Annotated in this window: 19 protein-coding genes; 4 read left to right on the forward strand and 15 right to left on the reverse strand. The window is 66.8% G+C overall.

The genetic code is table 11. The features are described from left to right. Window positions 1-21: 21 nt before the first annotated feature. The 5 genes from ACOQPD_RS02750 to ACOQPD_RS02770 form a co-directional block, all read right to left on the reverse strand. A complete protein-coding gene (locus ACOQPD_RS02750) occupies window positions 22-729 on the reverse strand; it encodes a ribonuclease HII (RefSeq protein WP_420613377.1) in 708 nt (235 codons plus the stop codon). A 62-nt stretch (window positions 730-791) separates the two neighbouring features. Further along, on the reverse strand, window positions 792-1880 hold the full coding sequence (locus ACOQPD_RS02755; RefSeq protein ID WP_420613378.1) for a polyamine ABC transporter substrate-binding protein: 1089 nt from the start codon (window positions 1878-1880) through the stop codon (window positions 792-794). 104 nt (window positions 1881-1984) lie between these two features. Then, entirely contained in the window at window positions 1985-3049 is a 1065-nt protein-coding gene (locus tag ACOQPD_RS02760) for a transporter substrate-binding domain-containing protein (RefSeq protein WP_420613379.1), read from the reverse strand. Window positions 3050-3155: 106 nt separating this feature from the next. Further along, window positions 3156-3479, reverse strand: coding sequence for a histidine triad nucleotide-binding protein (locus tag ACOQPD_RS02765; protein ID WP_420614421.1), 324 nt, complete (start codon window positions 3477-3479; stop codon window positions 3156-3158). A 25-nt stretch (window positions 3480-3504) separates the two neighbouring features. Continuing rightward, a complete protein-coding gene (locus tag ACOQPD_RS02770) occupies window positions 3505-3708 on the reverse strand; it encodes a Trm112 family protein (protein WP_420613380.1) in 204 nt (67 codons plus the stop codon). 75 nt (window positions 3709-3783) lie between these two features. Between ACOQPD_RS02770 and ACOQPD_RS02775 the strand changes: the two genes are divergently transcribed. Beyond that, a complete protein-coding gene (locus ACOQPD_RS02775) occupies window positions 3784-4302 on the forward strand; it encodes a YbaK/EbsC family protein (RefSeq protein WP_420613381.1) in 519 nt (172 codons plus the stop codon). On the opposite strand, the gene ACOQPD_RS02780 is transcribed toward ACOQPD_RS02775, so the two are convergent. From ACOQPD_RS02780 to ACOQPD_RS02820, 9 genes are all read right to left on the reverse strand, one after another. Beyond that, window positions 4262-5032, reverse strand: a complete 771-nt coding sequence (locus ACOQPD_RS02780) for an SURF1 family protein (protein ID WP_420613382.1) — start codon at window positions 5030-5032, stop codon at window positions 4262-4264. The two genes, ACOQPD_RS02775 and ACOQPD_RS02780, sit on opposite strands and share 41 nt — an antisense overlap. Before the next feature lie 95 nt (window positions 5033-5127). Continuing rightward, complete coding sequence (locus tag ACOQPD_RS02785) at window positions 5128-5481, reverse strand: single-stranded DNA-binding protein (protein ID WP_420613383.1); 354 nt, start codon at window positions 5479-5481, stop codon at window positions 5128-5130. A 143-nt stretch (window positions 5482-5624) separates the two neighbouring features. Then, window positions 5625-6275, reverse strand: coding sequence for a hypothetical protein (locus ACOQPD_RS02790; RefSeq protein ID WP_420613384.1), 651 nt, complete (start codon window positions 6273-6275; stop codon window positions 5625-5627). Window positions 6276-6828: 553 nt separating this feature from the next. Next, window positions 6829-7866: a recombinase RecA gene (gene recA / locus ACOQPD_RS02795; protein ID WP_420613385.1), complete on the reverse strand. Its 1038-nt coding sequence runs from the start codon at window positions 7864-7866 to the stop codon at window positions 6829-6831. 394 nt (window positions 7867-8260) lie between these two features. Next, the gene (gene thpR, locus ACOQPD_RS02800) at window positions 8261-8821 is read right to left on the reverse strand and encodes an RNA 2',3'-cyclic phosphodiesterase (RefSeq protein ID WP_420613386.1); all 561 of its coding nucleotides are present in this window, start codon (window positions 8819-8821) and stop codon (window positions 8261-8263) included. Continuing rightward, the gene (locus tag ACOQPD_RS02805) at window positions 8818-10065 is read right to left on the reverse strand and encodes a competence/damage-inducible protein A (protein WP_420613387.1); all 1248 of its coding nucleotides are present in this window, start codon (window positions 10063-10065) and stop codon (window positions 8818-8820) included. Before ACOQPD_RS02805 ends, thpR begins: the two co-directional genes overlap by 4 nt. Beyond that, a complete protein-coding gene (gene rimO / locus ACOQPD_RS02810; RefSeq protein WP_420613388.1) occupies window positions 10062-11429 on the reverse strand; it encodes a 30S ribosomal protein S12 methylthiotransferase RimO in 1368 nt (455 codons plus the stop codon). Before rimO ends, ACOQPD_RS02805 begins: the two co-directional genes overlap by 4 nt. Before the next feature lie 42 nt (window positions 11430-11471). Continuing rightward, a complete protein-coding gene (locus tag ACOQPD_RS02815; protein WP_420613389.1) occupies window positions 11472-13013 on the reverse strand; it encodes a VanW family protein in 1542 nt (513 codons plus the stop codon). Window positions 13014-13059: 46 nt separating this feature from the next. Continuing rightward, window positions 13060-14118, reverse strand: coding sequence for a hypothetical protein (locus tag ACOQPD_RS02820; protein WP_420613390.1), 1059 nt, complete (start codon window positions 14116-14118; stop codon window positions 13060-13062). A gap of 206 nt (window positions 14119-14324) precedes the next feature. Between ACOQPD_RS02820 and ACOQPD_RS02825 the strand changes: the two genes are divergently transcribed. Beyond that, the gene (locus ACOQPD_RS02825; protein ID WP_420613391.1) at window positions 14325-14897 is read left to right on the forward strand and encodes a GNAT family N-acetyltransferase; all 573 of its coding nucleotides are present in this window, start codon (window positions 14325-14327) and stop codon (window positions 14895-14897) included. A gap of 102 nt (window positions 14898-14999) precedes the next feature. Then, window positions 15000-16229, forward strand: a complete 1230-nt coding sequence (locus tag ACOQPD_RS02830) for an MFS transporter (RefSeq protein ID WP_420613392.1) — start codon at window positions 15000-15002, stop codon at window positions 16227-16229. Here ACOQPD_RS02830 and ACOQPD_RS02835 read toward each other — a convergent pair. Then, window positions 16208-17488 carry an MATE family efflux transporter gene (locus ACOQPD_RS02835; RefSeq protein WP_420613393.1) on the reverse strand — a complete coding sequence of 427 codons (1281 nt, stop codon included), beginning with the start codon at window positions 17486-17488 and terminating at the stop codon, window positions 16208-16210. The two genes, ACOQPD_RS02830 and ACOQPD_RS02835, sit on opposite strands and share 22 nt — an antisense overlap. Before the next feature lie 74 nt (window positions 17489-17562). On the opposite strand from ACOQPD_RS02835, the gene nth reads away from it, so the two are divergent. Further along, window positions 17563-18249 carry an endonuclease III gene (gene nth, locus ACOQPD_RS02840; protein ID WP_420613394.1) on the forward strand — a complete coding sequence of 229 codons (687 nt, stop codon included), beginning with the start codon at window positions 17563-17565 and terminating at the stop codon, window positions 18247-18249. Window positions 18250-18283: the final 34 nt, after the last annotated feature.

Raw genomic sequence — 18283 nt, forward strand, 5'->3', positions numbered from 1 at the left:
CTTGAACGGCAACCTTGTTTTTCAGCCTTGGTCGAAGAGCACGCCCTGCGGGTCCGGCCTCACGTAGCGTGGGACCCCGGTCCATGGCATATGGTCCATGAACACCCAGCTCCGCCGGTGGATGGCAGAGGGACCCCATGCCTGAAGGGCGGCCTTGTGGGTGGGACAGGGGTAGCCCTTGTTGCCCTCGAAACCGTAGTTCGGGTAGTGGGCAGCGAGGCGGCGCATCATCCGGTCGCGCGTCACCTTGGCGAGTATCGAGGCCGCCGATATGGAAACGGAGGTTGCATCCCCCCGGACCAGCCTGATGGTTCTCGACCCACCCACGAAATCCCAGCGACCATCGATCAGGATGCGGTCGGGTGTCAGTCCCAAGCCTTCGAGCGCGCGGCGAGCAGCCAGGCGTTGGGCTTCCGACATGCCCAGCCGATCACACTCCTCGGGGTCGGCATGGCCGGTCGACCACCGGACACACCAGCCGGCAATGCGGTCGAACAAGGCCTCCCGCTCGGTTTCGGTGAGCATCTTCGAGTCGCGTAGCTTGTAGACGCGCCGGTCCTTCGGGATGACGGCTGCTCCGACTGTCAGGGGGCCTGCCCAGGCACCCCTTCCGACCTCGTCAACGCCGACCACGACATCGTGTCCGACCTCCCAGAGCCGCTTTTCCACCCGGAGGTTGGGAGCCCTCTTCTTGAGAACCGGCCGGAGCTTGGGAACGGTGTTCGCCACCGGCTCAGACTACTTCCCCGCCCGCGCGCCTTCGGTCCACCACGGCCGCTCCCTGCATCGTCCTACTCCGCGACGAGGGCGAACTCCTCTGCATACAGGAGATCCAGTTCCTCCGTATATTCGAGGAGTACCAGCCGCTCCCGGGCTTGGAGCGTCGGATAGAGGGTCCGGTTGGCAGCGGTCTCCGGCATCAGGTGCGAGAGCGATGCGGTGTTCGGGGTGGCCTCCCCGATGTGATCGGCCACGAGCGCCCCCGTCCTGGGCTCGAGTATGAAGTCGATGAAGGAATGGGCGCTACAAGGATGCTCGGAGGTGACGGGAACGGCCATCGACTCCAACCAGATCGCGGCGCCTTCCCGTGGCAGGACGTAGAGGAAGTCGTCCGACTCGGGAAGCGCCGCCACGAATTCATCCGACCTGCCCTGGGCTAGATCCAACCCCCCGTCGGCCAGTCTGGTGGCGTAGTCGTCAGAATCGAATCCCCTCAGGTGAGCCTTCGCCTCCGCCACCACCCGGCCGGCTTCCCGCACCTGGTCCCGGTTCGTCGAGTTCGGCGAGTAGCCGAGGTAGAACATGGCGGCGGCCATGACCTGGCGGGGATCGTCAAGGAGCGAGACCCGGCCCGCGTAGATCCAGGCCTGGGAGAGATCGAAGATGAGCCCCCAGCTCGTCTCGGTGGCATCCGCCACCACGTTGACATTCAAACCGATCCCTACCGTGCCCCAAACCAGCGGCACAGAGTAGAAGGGCTCCGAATCCGAAGTCGGTTGCGTGAGCTGGACGTCGAGGTTGACCTGGCCCGGCAGGGCGATCGGGTCGAGAGTATGGAGCTGGCCTCCGCGCCAGAGAATCGCAGCCAGGTCCTGGCGTGCCAGCACGACATCGAACGGATCGGCGCCTGCGGTCACGCGCGAGAGCAGCTCTTCGTCGGTCTCGTAGAACAACTCCTTGACGTCCACCGCGTAGCGCTCCTCGAATCTGTCGATAACCTCCGGTGACATCTGACCGGGACGGCTTAGCAGCACCACCTCGCCGTCGATCTGCCCGGAAGCGCAGACCGGTGAAGGCACCTCCTCGGTCTGGTCGGATCCGAACCCGCAGGCGACCAGCAGCGGTATCAGAAGCGTTACGATCGCACGCCGCCGAGACACAGCGGCACGGCCTCCCTCCGGAGGCCCGATCACGTGAGATGCCCTTCCTGCCGAAGGGAGGCCCGCTCGCCTATCGGACCGAGCCCGATGCTCGGGATCCATCGTCAGGACCCGCCATCCCAGCGAGCGGCCCGGTCGAGGAAGACCCGCTGATCGGCCAGCCACTCGGCCATGCCGATCCGGCCACCGTCGGTGAGCCAGGCGACGGCCTGATTGATCTGGCGCAGGAGTGTGGTGTCATCGATATCGACCACGAATCCTCCTCGTTCCGGGCGGGAGTCGCGGGCGGTGACCACGAAGGCGCCGCCGGATGCGGCGGCGGCCAGCGTGTTGCCGGCGGTGCCTCGGGCTATCGCGTCGATCGTCCCCTCCGACAGAGCCGCCAGGAGCACTGCCTCCCCTACCTCCGCACCGGGCTCCTCTCCCAGGTAGAGGACCTGCGGCCGGTGGGCTTCGGCTGGCATGAGGCGGGTGCGGAGTCCCAGCTCCGGTGACACCCGGGCGGCACTGATCACGAGCGAACGGTCCGCTTCCACCGTGACCGGGCCGGATGGCGTATCGATCCGGGTGCCCGCTGCCAAGCCCCCTTCATCATCCGTCACTCCGAGTATCTGGAGCAACCTGGCCTCGCCGGTCGTATTGGGCAGCACTCCCACCACATCAGTGGGCAGCAACGCATCGTGATCGGGGAGTCGGGCCGCATCCTCGACACGCACTAGGAGCGACTGGCTGAAGTCGATGTGGCCGTCGGTGAACGCCACGACCGTGTCGCCGGACTCGTCCCGGGTCCGGGCTTCGAGGATGGTGATGCCGCCTCCCACAAGATCGAACTCGTCGGCAACCGGCCTAAGCCAGATGCCGGTCCATTGGGAGATAGCGGTCCGGTTGAACCGCAAGCCGTAGCCCTCCATCGCTTCGATCGCGGTGAGCAGGTCGGCCTCGTATCCGATGTGAGTGTCGAACCCGGACGATTCGGGATCCGTATCCGCGGATGAGCTCACCGGTTCGAAGAAGGCATAGAAGCCGACTTCGACCGTGCGATCCTCGCTTCCGGCCGAGCAGCCTCCGGCTACCAGGAGAAGAACGACGGCCAACGCCGCAACCAGGCGATCAGCCGGACGACCGCATCGTCGCCCGTCCACGCTGCGCCGCGCCCGGGCGGACTTCATCGTGCCTCCTATCCCCGATCCGGTGCGAGCCCGACGGAGGGTATCAAGGAGCCTTTCCTAACTCGTAGGGGCGACCCGCTGAAGAAGCCTCTCTCCGGGACTGGGATCAGCCCGGGGGCCAGCCCATCCGCCGCCCGCCCAGGACGTGGAAATGGAGATGATCGACCGACTGTCCCCCATCCCCTCCGATATTGGTTACCACCCGGTATCCCGACTCGGCCACTCCCTCCTGAGCGGCAACCACCGCGCACACGTTCAGTAGATGGCCGAGCAGCGCCTGGTCGTTCTCCGCAGCGTGAGCGAGGCTCCGGATGTGCCGGCGCGGAATCACCAGCACATGGACTTCGGCTTGCGGTGCGACGTCTCGGAACGCAATGGCAAGGTCGTCCTCGTAGACGAGGTCGGCAGGTATTTCCCCTCGGAGAATCATCCCGAAAACGGTGTCGTTGTGCGGATCAGCCACGCGCCATCGCTTCCTTCCATTCGTCCATCGGCATCCGTTCGGCCTCCTCTACCAGCATGACCGGAATGGTGCCCTCGATCCGGTAGCGCATCCTGGTCTCCGGATCAGTCGAGACGAGAGAGCCGTCGACCTCCTTGAGAGACGCCTTGCTCAGAGGGCACACCAGGATTTCTGCGAGCACCGGATCGATTGCCATGGGTCTGAGTATCGCACGTCTCGGACAGGTCGAGGTTGGCTCGGATCATCACTCCTGCCACCATGCAGCCGGATCATGGGTAAGAACATCGCTCAGCGGGTACAGGAGGCTCTGGCGGCCCTTCAGGCCGACTTCACGGTGATCGACATCGACCCGGCATTCACCCACACGGCGGACTTCTGCGCGCGGTACGGCTACTCCCCTGAGGGATCGGCCAACGCCATCGTGGTGGCTTCGAAGCGTCCGGCCGGACGTAACGCCGTGTGCGTCGCCACCGCCACCACCCGGCTCGACGTGAACCGCCGGGTACGGGGCCTCCTCGGAGTACGGAAACTGTCCTTCGCCTCCGCCGAGGTGACGATGCAGCTGACCGGTATGGAGATCGGGGGGGTCACACCATTCGGACTCCCTGCGGACCTTCCGGTCTATGTGGACGCCCGGATCATGTCGCTCGACAAGATCCTCGTGGGCGGCGGAGACCGTTCCACCAAGATCTCCGTCGACCCGGAGGTGTTCGGCCGGATACCCTCGGTCAGCGTCATCGAAGACCTGGCTAATCCGCTGCCCGAGCCTTCCGCCGACGACTCGGCCTGAGCTCCCTACGCATCAGCGCGACATAGCCGACAACGGCGACGGCGCCGAACGAGAACCACTGCACCGCATAGGACAGGTGGGACCCTTCGTCCGTTTCGGGTAGCGGGACGGGGATGGGAAGGCGGCCCGGATCGTGCGGTTCGACCAACTGGATCCAGAACGGCTGGAGCGGCAGCTCAACCTGCTGCTGGATCCGGTCGATATCGATCCGCGCCACCGTATCGAGGAGGCCAGCCGGTTCCGCTCGGCCCAGGGCGGGCCTCTTCTGGTCGGCCCGGATCAGACCGGTCAGGTCGACCTGCCCCGACTCCCCGAAGGCTTCGCCAATCGAGCCGATCTCGACGTCGAGCGGGAACCAGCCGACGTTCACCAGGACGGCGGTTCCGTCGTCCAACTTCATCGCGTAGACACCGTGCACCCCGGCCTGCCCGCGCACGACCTGGGAGCGGACCAGCACCCTGCCCCGGTCGGTAAGCCTTCCCGTGGCTGCGACTCTCGTGTGCTCGTAGTCGGCCGGATCGACCTCTATGCCCTGCGCCGGCCCGAGCGCGGCCACCAGATCCTCGAGCGGGATGGGTTGGCGCGCCAGCCTGGCATCGAGGACGGCGTTGGACGCCCTGCGCTCCTCTAGGCGACTCAGCTGCCAGAAACCCAACCAGACGCAGGCGACCGACACGACGGCCACCAGAACCGAGAAGATGATCCATCGGGGACGAACGGCCACTCGCATATTCCATTATCCCGCTATGGAGCGCATAATCCGCCATCCACCCTGAATGTCCCGGTGGCCGTGTGCGGCCCGGCCGCCTGCTTCGCAAGACAGTTTCAGGCTGTCGCGTCGATCTTCCCGAGTTGGATCTCGGTGGCGACCACCTCGACCCGGCTGTGGCGGCCCTCGGCGTCGGTCCAGAAGCGTCTGTGCACCTGACCGATCACGTCGACGGGAGTTCCGCGTTCAGCCTCGATGACGGCCGCATCCGGTTCCCAGACCGTTACCGGGATGACGTCGGTCCTGCTTCTCGGAGCGGACAGGCGGATCGTCACCAGCAGGCGGGCCAGCGACGCTCCCGACCCGAACACCCGATGCTCAGGTGCGGTGGTCAGCACGCCTCGCAGGGTCACCTCGTTGCGGTCGTGACGGGCTTCCTCTGTCTTGGCCGGATTGTCCCTCTTGGTCATGAGATTGGCTCCTTTCGCCACAGGAGAAGTGCGATAGGTAGACCAATTTATGGTGCGTGTGTGACATGATACGCACTTAAATATCGGTTTTCGATGATTTATCGGATTTATCGAGAACCGGACGGAACCCGGATAACCGGGGCCTAGCTCCGTGCCGGCCCGGCTTCCTCGACCTGGCGGAGCAGGTCCTCGAGTCCGGGCATGTCCGGATCCGCCCGGCGGATCGCCTCGGTCAGCTGGGCGGCCGGATCCACCTCCCCCAACGCCAGGGCGGCTCGGGCGGCGACGAACCAGCATCGCCGTTCGTAGGGTTGGGCATCAGCGTGAAGACGATCGGGTCCGGCGATCTCCCAAGCCTCCGCAGCCCTTCCCCGGTCCAGCAGGTAAGACGCATAGACGACCCTCGCCTCGGCCTCGGTGGGTCGATCGCCACCGAGCTCCACGAACCGCCCCCATGTCACTTCCACATCGCGATCGCGCTCCAGTGCGCGGAGACAATCCATCTCCACGGACATGTGGACGGTGTCCCCCGTGAGCCTCCGGTAGGCGCGGAGCTCGGCCAGGGCCTCGTCCCAAATCCGGCACCGGTAGCAACTGAGCCCCAGCAGTTCGCGGATCGTCGATGACCGCGGACTGAGTTGTTTGGCCTCCATCAGCTTGCGGCGTGCGGCTGGGAATGCGTCGTTGCCGTAGGAGTCGACCGCTCCCGACAGCAGCAGCAGAGCGGCATCCCGGCGCTCCTTCCGGGTTACCCGGTGGATCTCATCTCGCATCCAGCGCGGAAGGTTCTGCACGCCCGCTCCGGCGTGGGGTGGCTTACGTCCCGCCGGTCGCCCCCGTGTTTCCTGCTCAGACCGGCGACCACGTCCCGGCGCCTTACGATCATCCCTGTATCGCGAACCGGAGCCGGACCGGGCGGACCTCTGACCCTTCGATCGCGGCGCCGGACCCCGCCCGGACTTGGGGCGCGGACCGGATGCCCGCCCGGAGCGAGGCTTGGCGCCCGGGCCGCCCTTGCGGGGACGTGAGGGCCCGCCTCCGGACCGCCCGGAGCGGCCGCCTGCTCCCGGTCCGCGGCGCCGGCCCTTCTGCGGTTTACCGCCGGGCCGGCCGGGACGTGACGTGCGGCGGGAGCGTTCGGATCCTGATCGATCTCGTGGACGGTCGGACACGGCCAGCCCCTTCCCGGGTGCTCGGAGTTACGCGGCGCGGACTCACGGTGGTTCCGCGATGTGAGCCCTCTCTGATACGTGAAGGCTAACTAACACGCGGCCGCCGACGGAACGGGCTCGTTCGGTTGAGTCGAGCCTGATCCGCCGGCTCAGGTCTGCCCGATGCCTCCCGTCGCTATTCGGATCCGACTTCTACAGCCTCCGACCCGGCTTCCTCAGGATCCGTGATCCCGACCGCCGCCAGGACCTTCGCCTCGAGCAGCATCGCCAGGTCGGGATTCTCGCGCAAGAACCTCTTCGCCTTCTCGCGGCCTTGCCCAAGCTGGTCGCCCTCGAACGTATACCAGGCGCCGCTCTTCCTGACGATACCGACGTCCACCGCCACGTCCAGGAGACTGCCCTCGCGGGAGATGCCCTGTCCGAACATGATGTCGAACTCGGCCATGCGGAAAGGAGGCGCCAGCTTGTTCTTGACCACCTTCACCCGCGCCCGGTTGCCGATCTGTTCCCTACCGTCCTTGATCGCTTCGATGCGACGGATATCCAAGCGCACGCTCGAATAGAACTTCAGGGCCCGACCACCGGGTGTGACCTCCGGGGAACCGAACATCACTCCGATCTTCTCGCGGAGCTGGTTGATGAAAATGGCGGTGGTCATCGACCGGTTGACGTTGGCGGTCAGCTTGCGCAGGGCCTGAGACATCAGCCGGGCCTGGAGACCCACATGGGTATCACCCATCTCGCCCTCGATCTCGGCCCTGGGCACCAGCGCGGCCACAGAGTCGACCACCAGCACATCGAGAGCCCCGGAACGGATCAGCGTGTCGGCGATCTCCAAGGCCTGCTCGCCCGTATCGGGCTGGGAGATCAGGAGCTCGTCGATGTCCACCCCGACCGCCTTCGCATAGATGGGGTCAAGGGCATGTTCGGCGTCCACGAAGGCGGCCAGCCCTCCGTTGCGCTGGGCTTCGGCCACGATATGAAGAGCGAGGGTGGTCTTCCCGCTCGATTCGGGACCATACACCTCGACTATGCGCCCCCTGGGTACTCCCCCGATCCCGAGGGCCAGGTCGAGAGACAGCGCCCCGGTGGAAATATGGGCGATCTTCTGGGCGGCGGACGAACCGAGCCTCATAATTGATCCCTTGCCGAACTGCCGCTCTATCTGCGTCATGGCCGTGTCCAGAGCCTGCGTCCGTTCCTTGTTCTTCATCGGTAACTCCTTTGTGTCATCGAGCCGACGGATTCGTGCCGGGCCTGTTACGCGACCAAAGGTAAGGAGGGGGTGTGACAGAAACTGCCTATTCCTCCTCGCCCGGCCGGGCAGACCTCGAAATTCGACTCGATATACACCAATTACACCTGCCGAACTACAGTCGTGTTATCCACAGCCAAGGTTAGTGGTCCGTCTGTGAAATAACCAGAGGTAGTCATCCCACACCGCCATGACCACAGCACTTGCGGGTGTCACGAACAAATGTTCGCATTCTACCTTACACGGCGGCTCGGAGTAACACCAGCATTTCCGCTTGGCTTGCCAGTCACCGACAAAACCCCCAGGCAGTCGCATCGCGCGCCAACCCATCCCCGCCTTTTCTGCACCCCTCCTACCCCGCTCGGGCCAGCGAGAACCTCTCCAACGGGTGGTAGGTGGTGCGGGAACCCGCGGTGCGACTCCGATAGAACACCACCTCGGTGGCGCAGGCGCGAATCCTGGCGGGAGGGGCGGCGATTACCGCGGCACGGAGGTCCATTGGGGGCCGGATCCTCGCCAGGGTGAGGTGGGCTCGAAAGGGACGTTCCTCGTGGCCGAACCCGGCCGAGGCCACCGCCTCATCGGCCACTGAGGCCAGCACGGACAACCTGCCCCCGTCGCCCTCCAACCCGGCCCACGCCACCGTCGCCTTGCGCGGCCTCGGAAAGGCCCCGAGCCCGCCGATCCGGTACGGGAAGGACGGGCCGAGATCGGCGGCGTCCAGCGCCCCCATGACCCGCTCCTGCCCGACCCGGTCGGCCCGCCCCACGAACCGCAAGGTGACGTGGAACTTCTCCGGCGGCACCGGCCGGCCCGGCAGGTCCAGAGCGTCACGCCAGTCCCTCACGGCGAAACGGATCTCCGGTCGGAGGGACAGGGCCACGAAGTAGCGGTTCAGGGACGGGGCTATCACTCCCCCCACCACTCGCCCAGGATGCCGAGCCGGGCCAGCTGGAGCACTGTGGTCGTGGCATAGGCCCGGACCCTCTCCCGGTCTCCGGGCATCCGCAGGAGCCTGGATCGGGTATCGAGGGGAGTACGCACCGCCACGGCGACCGTCCCCGCTGGATGACCCAGGTAGTCCGGACCCGCTACGCCGGTGGTGGCCACCGCCACATCGACATCCAGGACGTCGGCCGCTCCCTGCGCCATCGCCACGGCGGTCTCGGCGCCGATCACCCCATAGGCCTCGATCGTCTCCGAAGGCACCCCGAGGGTGTCCCTCTTCACGTCGGAGGCGTAGGCGATGACGCTGCCCCGGAACACCTCCGACGCCCCCGGTAGGAGGCTCAGCCGGGCGGCCACCATCCCGGAAGTGACGGACTCCGCCGTACCGATGGTCCATCCCCTCACCCGCAGCTCGTCGAGGAGGATCTGCTCAAGGGTCTCATCGTCGGTGGCGAAGACGGACTCTCCCATCCGGCGGCGCACCTCCTCCTCGAGCGGTCCGATGAGCGCCATCGCATCCGTCTCGGAACTCGCCTTGGCCGACAGGCGTACCTTGACCTCACCGGCCGAAGCGAGGAAGGCCACCGACGGGTTGGAGGAGGCGCGGTACAGGTCATCCAGCAGATCCGCCACCGCCGATTCGCCGTGACCCCAGGTTCGCAGCACCCGGCTCACCAGCACCTCTCCGGTGCCGGTGGCCGCGCGAAGCCGGGGCAGGACATGGTCGTCGAGCATCCCGTACAGCTCGGCCGGAACCCCCGGCAGGGCGAAGAGCAACACCCCGTCGTGCTCCAGGAACAGGCCGGGAGCGGTTCCTCGGGGATTGACGAGCTGTTCGGCGCCCTCCGGATACTCGGCCTGGCACAGGTTGCTCTCGGGAAACGGCCGGCCCAAGCGATCCCAGAAGGACCTCAGGCGGACGGCCTGCTCCTCGCTGAACAGCATCCGGCGCCCGGTTGCCTCGCAGATGGCGACCCGCGTGATGTCGTCCTGGGTGGGCCCGAGGCCGCCGGTGATGATCAGGGCGTCGGCCCGTTCGAAAGCGGTCCGGATGGCGTCCACCATGCGGTCGTGGTTGTCCCCCACCACCACCTGGTAGTGGGCGTCGAGGCCCAGCTCCGCGAAACGCTCCCCCAGGTAGGCGGCGTTGGTGTTGACTGTCTGGCCCAGCAGGAGTTCGGTCCCGACCGCCAGCACCTCTACGATCACTCCGGGCTCCTAAACCCGACCGGATCCTCGGCGGCCCGGGGGCGGACCTCGCCGGTGAGGTCGGTCTCGTAACTGCCCGTGATCTCGACCTCCAACCACTCGCCGGGCTTTCCGGCGTCCAGGCAGATCATGCCGTCGATGTCGGGCGCCTCCCGGTAGGAACGTCCCACCGGCACCCCGTCCTCCACTTGGTCGACCAGGACGGTATGTCGCCTGCCCACCTGCTCGGCGTTGCGCCGGGCTGTGATCTCGTCCTGGACCCGGCTCAGCTCCCGCACCCGGTCGGTCACCTCGTCCGGGTCTATCCGGCCCGGCAGGTCTACGGCCGCCGTGCCGGACTCGGGCGAGTACGGGAAGAAGCCGGCCCAGTCGAGTTCGGCCTCGCCCAGAAACTCGATCAGCTCGTCCACGTCGTCGTCGGTCTCGCCGGGGTAGCCGACGACGAACGAGGACCTCAACGCGGCCTCCGGCTCGGCGTCCCGGATCCTTGCGATGAGGCGCAGGTGGCTGGCGGTGCTGCCGGGACGGCGCATCGACCGGAGCAGGCGGCGGGCGGCGTGCTGGAGGCTGAGGTCGAAGTAGGCCGCCAGCTTGGGGTTGGTGACCATCTCCTCGATCAGGGCAGGCCGGATCTCGGTGGGATAGAGGTAGAGCAGGCGCATCCGGGCCAACTCATCGACATCGGAGACGAACCGGAGCAGGTCCACGATGGTATCCCTGGTCTCCACCCCGATGTCGCGCCCGTAGGCGGCCAGGTCCTGGGCGACCAGGACGATCTCCGAGACACCGACCCGGCACAGCCGCTCGATCTCGTCCCGGATGGAGGTGGGACGCCGGGACCGTTGGCTGCCTCGAATGAGCGGTATGGCGCAGAAGGCGCAGGTCTTGTCGCATCCCTCGGCCACCTTCACGTACGCATACGGGAAGACCGGGGTGGGCCGATGCGCCAGGTCGAGGATGTCCATCGGTGAGCGCCGGGGACCCAGCCGCACCGGCGCCCAGCCGGTCATCGAGTCGAGCATGCCCACCAGCTCGCCGTAGCGGTCAAGGCCCACCACCGCATCGACTCCGGTCAGGGCCTCCTCCAGATCGGTGCCGAAACGTTGCGCCATGCAGCCCATCACCACCATCCGGGCGCCCTCTGCCCTGGCGTCCTCCAGCTCGAGGATGGTGTCGACCGACTCGGCACGAGCCGCCTCGATGAAGGCGCAGGTGTTGACCATCACCACATCCGCTTCCTCGGCGGATACGGCGGAGCGGTAGCCGGCCTGGTGGAGCATGGCCGAGACCTTGTCGGAATCGACCTGGTTCTTGGAGCAGCCAAGGGTGGTTATGTGGATGCTGGGACTGGTGCTCGACCTCACTGCGGGGAGTCTAGGAGGGTGGTCGAAGCGCCCTGCGGAGGCTCAGACCGGCTGCGGGTCCTGGTCTCCGTTCCCGTCCTCCCCGTCCTCCCCGGACGGTTCCTCCTCCGCGGGGCAACTGTTGCTGATCACGCAGGGATGGGCCTCGATGATGGCACGGACCGGTCTGTAGCTGACCCACCACGACTGATCCCTGTCCCGGCCACTGGCGGTGACGGTCCGGTCGATACGCACGGTCCAGCCCTTCCGAGCCGGCTGGAGCACGATCGACTCACCGACCTCCAACTCCGCGTTGGATATGTACCGGGTCGAGGGCGGGTCGACATAGCGGTAGGGACGGGAGACCTCGCCGGTGACGACCCGGGCGTCCGGCCCGCCCGGCGTCACCACCTCCAGGGTGTGCCAACCGTCCTTCCACTCCCCGATCACAGCCCTCCCGTCGTTGTCGCCGTACAGTCTCACCGCCAGGGACGTGTCCGTATAGTCGCTCACCACCAGGACCGGGCTCTCGGTGTCGTTCCGGAATACCAGGTCGATGTGGGGATAGTCGAGGGTTCCCTCGATACCGGGCGGGTAGCGAGGGATGTACACGCTGTGGGGCCGGTAGGAGCTGCCGACGAACCCTCCCCAGAAAATGGCGTTGTACATGGTGGCCGCGTACTGGCTGATTCCCCCGCCGACCGTGTCCGACATCCGATCCACCACCCAGGTATCCGCCGGCAGGTATCCCTTCTCGACGGTCCGGCGGCCCACCAGCCCATTGAGACTCAGCCGCTCGCCCGGCTGCACCACCGTCCCGGTAACGGTGTCGGAGAAGAGTTGGAGGTTGGTGACCCGAGCCGCGCAGCAGTCGTGATAGGTGGTGTACCCGGATATGAGGTGGAGGATCCCATGCTCCTCCGCCACCTCTGCGTAGATTGCCGGAGGCGCCAGGTCGAAGGCTCTGGCCAGGAATTCGACCATCTCGGCCCTGGTCACCGACTCGTCCGGACAGAAGCGGAGCGGATCCGTGGAACAGCCGTTCACCAACCCTGCCGCCACCGCCGAGTCGATGTTCGGGGCATGCACCGTCCCGGCAAGGTCGCTGAAACCTGCCGCTTCGGCGGGCTCCAGTCCGAACGCTCTGGTGAGGAAGCTGGCCATCTCCCCCCTCGTGACCGCGTCGAAAGGGCAGAAACGCGCCGGGTTCGCGCCGCATCCCTGACTGATGCCCAACTCGGCGAGCCGCTCGGGGTAACCGGACCACCAAGCCTCCGCGCCAACGTCCGTGAAACGGCCGGGGACGGGATCGGGTTCGTCCTGGTGGTCGACCGCCCGGACCAGCCAGACCGCCATGACCCGGCGCTCGATCGGCGCCTCCGGACAGAATCGTCCGGTTGCGCACTCGGTCCCCTCCAGTATCCCGAGCGCGTCGAGGGCCTCGATCATGGCGGCACGGCGACCGTCCGGCGAGACATCCGCGAACGAGCGGCTCTCTTCGACGTAGCCGGGTAGCACCGTCGATACGGCCGCGCCCGCCGGCAGCAGGGCCATGGTGGTCAGTGCCAGCGCCAGACCGGCAGCGAGAACCGGCGGTCGCCTCATCCTCGCTGGTCGGCGGCGGCCAGGGGTCCGGGGAACCAGCGACAGTTCAGACCTCTTGGAACACGTAGCGGGCCAGCACGTCGAGGCGGTCGTCGAAGCCGTCCGGATGGAGGTACCAGAGGGTTGCGGCCACGGTGGAGAGCATCGGGTTGCCGTCCTGGGGAGTGAAGCAGAACCCGACGATACGGTTGCCGCCCCGCACCGCCAGCGTTTCCACCGGAACCACCGTCTGGCTGAGGATGCGCCCGTAGTAACCGTGATCTCGCCCGAAGGAGAAGATCTCACCGGCCGAACGCTTGTAGGTGACCGCCACCCTCGGGTTCTCCATGAGGCGCTCTTGGGCCTCCCGGGTAGTGACCTCCCGATCCAGGACGATCTCGAAATGCAGTGCGTGCATGTACTGGCTGTTGACCTTGATCGCCGACGAGAACAGGTCGAGGTCCTCCCCGATGGTCTGGAAGAGGTGATGGGCATCCTTGGCGTGGTGGGTGCCGAACCTCCCCTTGGAATGGGTACCCACCTCCGGTGACGGGATGAACCCGCCGGTCTGGCTGATGTCGTTGGCCCGCCGGATACAGAGGAAGGATCCCTCGACTATGTGGTTGGTCCCGTCCGCATCGAATCCGAGGGTCTTGAGCAGCACGGCGATGTTGTGGGTGTTGCATGACACGATGTGGAGGAAGCGGTCCTCGTCCCGCTCGAGAGCTTGATCGTTGATGCCCCGGGCGTACATCTTGCCGAAGCCGAACTCGGAACCCTGGGCGAGGAACCCGCCGGGGCCGGAGGCGTGCCGGTAGTACTTTTCCTTGTTCTCGTTGCCCGCCGGGGTGCAGTCGACGACCACCGTGGCCCGCTCGATGGCTTCCCAGGCCTCCAGCTTGGGGGCGTGACCCAACTCCTCGAATCCGGCCCAGCGATCCTGGTCGACCGAGAGATGAGCACCTCGGCTCACGAGATCGTTGACCTTGCCCCGCTCGCGAAGCAGGGGCGTTCTCTTGTGAAAAGTCACCTCGTCGATACCGAAGGCTTCCCGGTTGTCGGCCATGAGACCGATCAAGGGCTCCCCGATCGTCCCCGTCCCCACGATATGCACGATCTTGACCATCCGGAACTCCGCCTCCTAGCCGCTCGGCCATGTCTGACGGGTTCTCATAGTAGGCAATCGACCGCAAGATCGCACGACCTGCCCGGCGCGGAGTCACCCACCACCGGCCTGCCGGCGATGGGGGGATTTGGACGGTCCCAACGTGTACCGTTAGCCGGGACCGGCCAAGGCCGGTCCCGCATTGTCACCCGCCCGGGGAAGGTCCGTTGATCCCGCCCGACCTGCCATCGCCCGCAGATGCCGGCCCTGCGATCCGGGAGTTGGGATCCGCGGAACGGAGGGCGGCGGTCGAGGTGATCAACACGGCGGCTGACTGGTACCGGGAGTTCCTCCCGCCGGAGGAACTCCACAGCCCGGAGATGGACGAGTCCGGCTGGGATGCCGAGGCAGAACGGATGACGTGGTGGGGCGCCTTCTCGGACCGGCGCCTGGTAGGAGTTACCGGTAGCGAGCCCATCGGGGACGTGCTGCTTATTCGCCACTTGTACGTCCTTCCCGAGCACCAGCGGAGCGGGGTCGCAGGCGCCCTGATCCGCCATATCGAGGAGATCTCGCCCGACTCGGTCGGGATGATCGTGGCCGGCACCTACACAGCCAACTACAAGGCCCGCGGCGTCCTGGAGAAGAGCGGTTACCGGCCGGCCGCCGACTCCGAGCGCGTTCTCCGTGCCTACTACGACATACCCGAGGACCGCCTCCTCGGTTCGATCGCCTATGTGAAACGGGTCGACCCGCCGGGGCGGCGATCGGAACGCCGGCGGCGAGGGGTCACGGGGTAACCTGTCGGTGATGGTTCCTGCGACACCGGGTCGGCTCACCCCAACGGGCCCGAACCATCACCCCTATCCGCCCATCGTGGGCCCGACCTCGGGATCGAGGCCTTGAGATCGCTCCTTCGCATGTTCGGGCCGGTCTCCGGATACCGCCGGGATGACTGGCGGCTCCTGGGCCTGATGTATCTGGCCGGCCTGTTCCAGGGATACGTGCAGACCCAGGCCGTCAACACCCTCCCTTTCGTCCGGCTCACGTTCGAGCTCTCCAAGGCCGACATGAGCTACCTGTTCGCCATCGCCCGCATCGGTTCCCTGGTTGCCGTCGTGTACGCCGTGTTCGGCGACCGCTGGGGACGTAGAGGTCCCTTCCTGGCGGCGTACGTGATGCTCATGGTGGCCACCGGCGCCACTGCGGCGGCCTTCTCCCCCACCGTGTACACCGCCCTGCAGGTGGTCGCTCGCATGGGTTCGGCAGCGATGGCGATGCTGGCCACGGTCCTGCTGGCCGAGCAGGTCAACTGGAACAACCGGGCCTGGGCGATCAGCCTCTATTCCACCGCCGTGGCCCTCGGATCGGGAGCGGGACTCCTCGCCCTACCGATCGCCCAGACGAGCGAGGCCGGATGGCGCCTCCTTTTCGCCGCCTCGGTGGCCGGCCTGCCCATCTACCTGTGGCTGAGGGGGAGGGTCGAGGAGAGCAGGGTGTTCCGCTTCGATACCGGCGGCGGCCGCGTATTCGCCCCCCTTTTCGGTCGCTTTGCCGGACGTTTCTGGCTGGCCGGCATCTACAGCCTCTCGGTAAGCGCCTTCTCGGCCGTGGCGGTCACGTTCGCTCTCGAACGTCTCGTCAACGGTCTCGGTCTGACCTCCTCCGCGGCGGCTCGCATCCTGCTGATCGGCGGCACGCTGGGGGGGACCGGCTTCTTCCTCGGTGGGCGCATGGGCGACACCCTGGGACGCAAGCCGGCCATCCTCCTCTCGCTGGTCATCGGACTGGCAGGCGGGATCGGCTTCTACTGGGCATCGAGCGAGGACCTGCTCATCGTGGCCGCCACGCTGTCGGCCTTCGGCAGCTCGGCCGCCATCCCCGTGAGCGCCGCCCAGCGAACCGAGCTGTTCCCCACCGCCATCAGGGCCACCGCCACCCAATGGCTGCATACGGTGGCCGTGCTCGGGTCGATTATCGGGCTCACCATCGCCGGAACGACGATCGAGACCTGGAGCCTGCCGCTGACCGTGACCGGGCTGGGGGTGGGGGTGGTGGTGGCGATGCTCGCCCAACTGGTCATTCCCGAAACACTCGGCGACGAGATGGGTCACATGACCACCAACCGGTAGCGCCGGTACAGGGTCGCCAGGCGGAGGACGTTCATGGCGACCAGCGCCCACCAGACGGCGCTGATCGATCCGGCCATCAGCATCAGCAAGCATCCGACCGTCGCGGCGAAGACCATCGCCTTGGCCATGTATGTGAACTCCGTGGCGCCGATCATGATGCCGTCCAGCACGAAGACCAGGCCGTTGAGGGGCTGGCTCAGGGCGACGATCGGCATCAGGGTGATCACCAGCGCGGTCACCGCCGGATCGGTGGTGAACCACCCGGGCAGGTCGTGACGCATCAGCCAGAACACCGCCGCCAGGAGCACACCCCAGCTCAGTCCCCAGAGGAGCATCCGTTGCGAGAAGCGGCAGGCGGCCGCCCGGTCGGTGGTGAGATGGCCGGCCACCAGGTTCTGAGCGGCGATCGCCACCGCATCCACGACCAGGCTCAGGAAGATGTAGACCTGCGCCGCCACCTGGTGGGCGGCCACCTCGGTGTCGCCAAGGCGGGCGGCGACCGCCACGGCCACCGTGAGTGCGGCCACGATCGCCGAGGTCCGCACGAAGAGAGCCGTTCCGGCGCCGATCAGTTCCCGCAGGTCCTTCCACCTGGGACGGACCCGCCGCAGGACCAGCCCGGTCCGCCCGGTCAGGAAGAAGTAGGAGAAGGCCCCGCCACCCAGGGTCTGGGCGATCACCGAGGCGAAGCCGGCGCCGGCCAGTCCCCATCCGAATCCGAAGATGAACACGGGATCGAGAACCAGGTTGACGAGGCTGAGGCCGATGCTGATGAACATGGGGGTCCGGGTGTCGCCCACTCCCCGGTACACCGAGTGGCCGACGGTGATCATCAGGAGAGCGGGCAGGCCGAGGCCGCGGATCCGCAGGTAGGAGACCGCGTGGGGGGCGACATCCGGACCGGCGCCCATCAGGCCGACCAGCTGCGGAGCGGCGCCCTCGACCAGGACCAGCCCGGCCGCCCCCAGCACGGCCGCCACGAACAGGGACTGGCCGGCCAGCTGCGCCGCCCGGTTGCGGTCGCCGATCCCGATCGCACGGGCGATGAGCGGCGTTCCGGCATAGGCCAGGGCGATGAATACGAAGAAAGCCAGGCCGAGGATGCCCGTGACCACCCCCATGGCCGCCAGGGGGACCTCACCGAGGCGTCCGACGAAGGCGGTGTCCACCAGCGCCACGAGAGGCTCGGCCGCCAGCGCCCCCAGAGCGGGGATGGCCAGGCGCGCGATGGCGCGGTCGTCTTCGGTTATCCGGAACATGAACTGATCCGCAAGCTTATGGGCGCGTGACCGCCGTCGATGCCGGGGAACCGGAGCTATAAGCTGGAAGGATCATGGCCAGAGGTGAGGTACGGGCTGACGGGACTGTTCCGTCAGCGCGAGAGCGGGGCTACGCCCGGCGTGTCGTCAACCGGCTCGCTGCTCGCTACCCGGAGATCGGGACGGCTCTCGAGTACGCCAACCCCTTCGAACTACTGGTCTCGACGGTCATATCCGCCCAGACCACCGATGAGAACGTGAACCGGGCCACCCCGGAGCTGTTCGCCCGCTGGCCGACCCCCGATGACCTGGCCGCCGCAGACCCCGAGGAGGTCGAGGGGGTGATCTTCTCCACCGGCTTCTACCGGCAGAAGACCCGCTCGATCATTGCCCTGTCGCAGAATCTGGTGGATCGGTACGGCGGAGTCGTTCCGGATGACATGGCCGAGCTGGTGACGTTGAAGGGTGTGGGGCGCAAGACCGCTTCGGTGGTGCTGGCCGAGGCGTTCGGTCAGCCGGCCATCGCGGTGGACACCCATGTCCGGAGGATCACCAACCGGCTGTCGCTCACGGTCGAGGACGACCCCACAAGGATCGAACAGGACCTGAAGGCCCTCGTGCCCAAGCACGAGTGGCAGCATCTCTCTATGCGGATCATCCAGTTCGGCAGGGACACGTGCAGCGCTCGCAAGCCCCGGTGCTGGGATTGCGAGCTCGCCGGGCTGTGCCCGTTCGAACCGAAGTCGCTCCCGCCTGACTGAACCGACCCCGGCAGCGGTCGGCAGGCGGAGGCAG

The sequence above is a fragment of the Candidatus Spongiisocius sp. genome (assembly GCF_965221825.1).
GTDB lineage: Bacteria > Actinomycetota > Acidimicrobiia > Spongiisociales > Spongiisociaceae > Spongiisocius.

What these genes read in the sequence shown, in the direction of transcription:
- ACOQPD_RS02765 (WP_420614421.1), bottom strand. Translation starts at nt 3,479, where the DNA reads ATGATTCTCCGAGGGGAAATACCTGCCGACCTCGTCTACGAGGACGAC.
- ACOQPD_RS02775 (WP_420613381.1), top strand. Translation starts at nt 3,784, where the DNA reads ATGGGTAAGAACATCGCTCAGCGGGTACAGGAGGCTCTGGCGGCCCTT.
- recA (WP_420613385.1), bottom strand. Translation starts at nt 7,866, where the DNA reads ATGAAGAACAAGGAACGGACGCAGGCTCTGGACACGGCCATGACGCAG.
- ACOQPD_RS02770 (WP_420613380.1), bottom strand. Translation starts at nt 3,708, where the DNA reads ATGGCAATCGATCCGGTGCTCGCAGAAATCCTGGTGTGCCCTCTGAGC.
- ACOQPD_RS02780 (WP_420613382.1), bottom strand. Translation starts at nt 5,032, where the DNA reads ATGCGAGTGGCCGTTCGTCCCCGATGGATCATCTTCTCGGTTCTGGTG.
- nth (WP_420613394.1), top strand. Translation starts at nt 17,563, where the DNA reads ATGGCCAGAGGTGAGGTACGGGCTGACGGGACTGTTCCGTCAGCGCGA.
- ACOQPD_RS02835 (WP_420613393.1), bottom strand. Translation starts at nt 17,488, where the DNA reads ATGTTCCGGATAACCGAAGACGACCGCGCCATCGCGCGCCTGGCCATC.
- ACOQPD_RS02760 (WP_420613379.1), bottom strand. Translation starts at nt 3,049, where the DNA reads ATGAAGTCCGCCCGGGCGCGGCGCAGCGTGGACGGGCGACGATGCGGT.
- ACOQPD_RS02820 (WP_420613390.1), bottom strand. Translation starts at nt 14,118, where the DNA reads ATGGTCAAGATCGTGCATATCGTGGGGACGGGGACGATCGGGGAGCCC.
- ACOQPD_RS02785 (WP_420613383.1), bottom strand. Translation starts at nt 5,481, where the DNA reads ATGACCAAGAGGGACAATCCGGCCAAGACAGAGGAAGCCCGTCACGAC.
- ACOQPD_RS02815 (WP_420613389.1), bottom strand. Translation starts at nt 13,013, where the DNA reads ATGAGGCGACCGCCGGTTCTCGCTGCCGGTCTGGCGCTGGCACTGACC.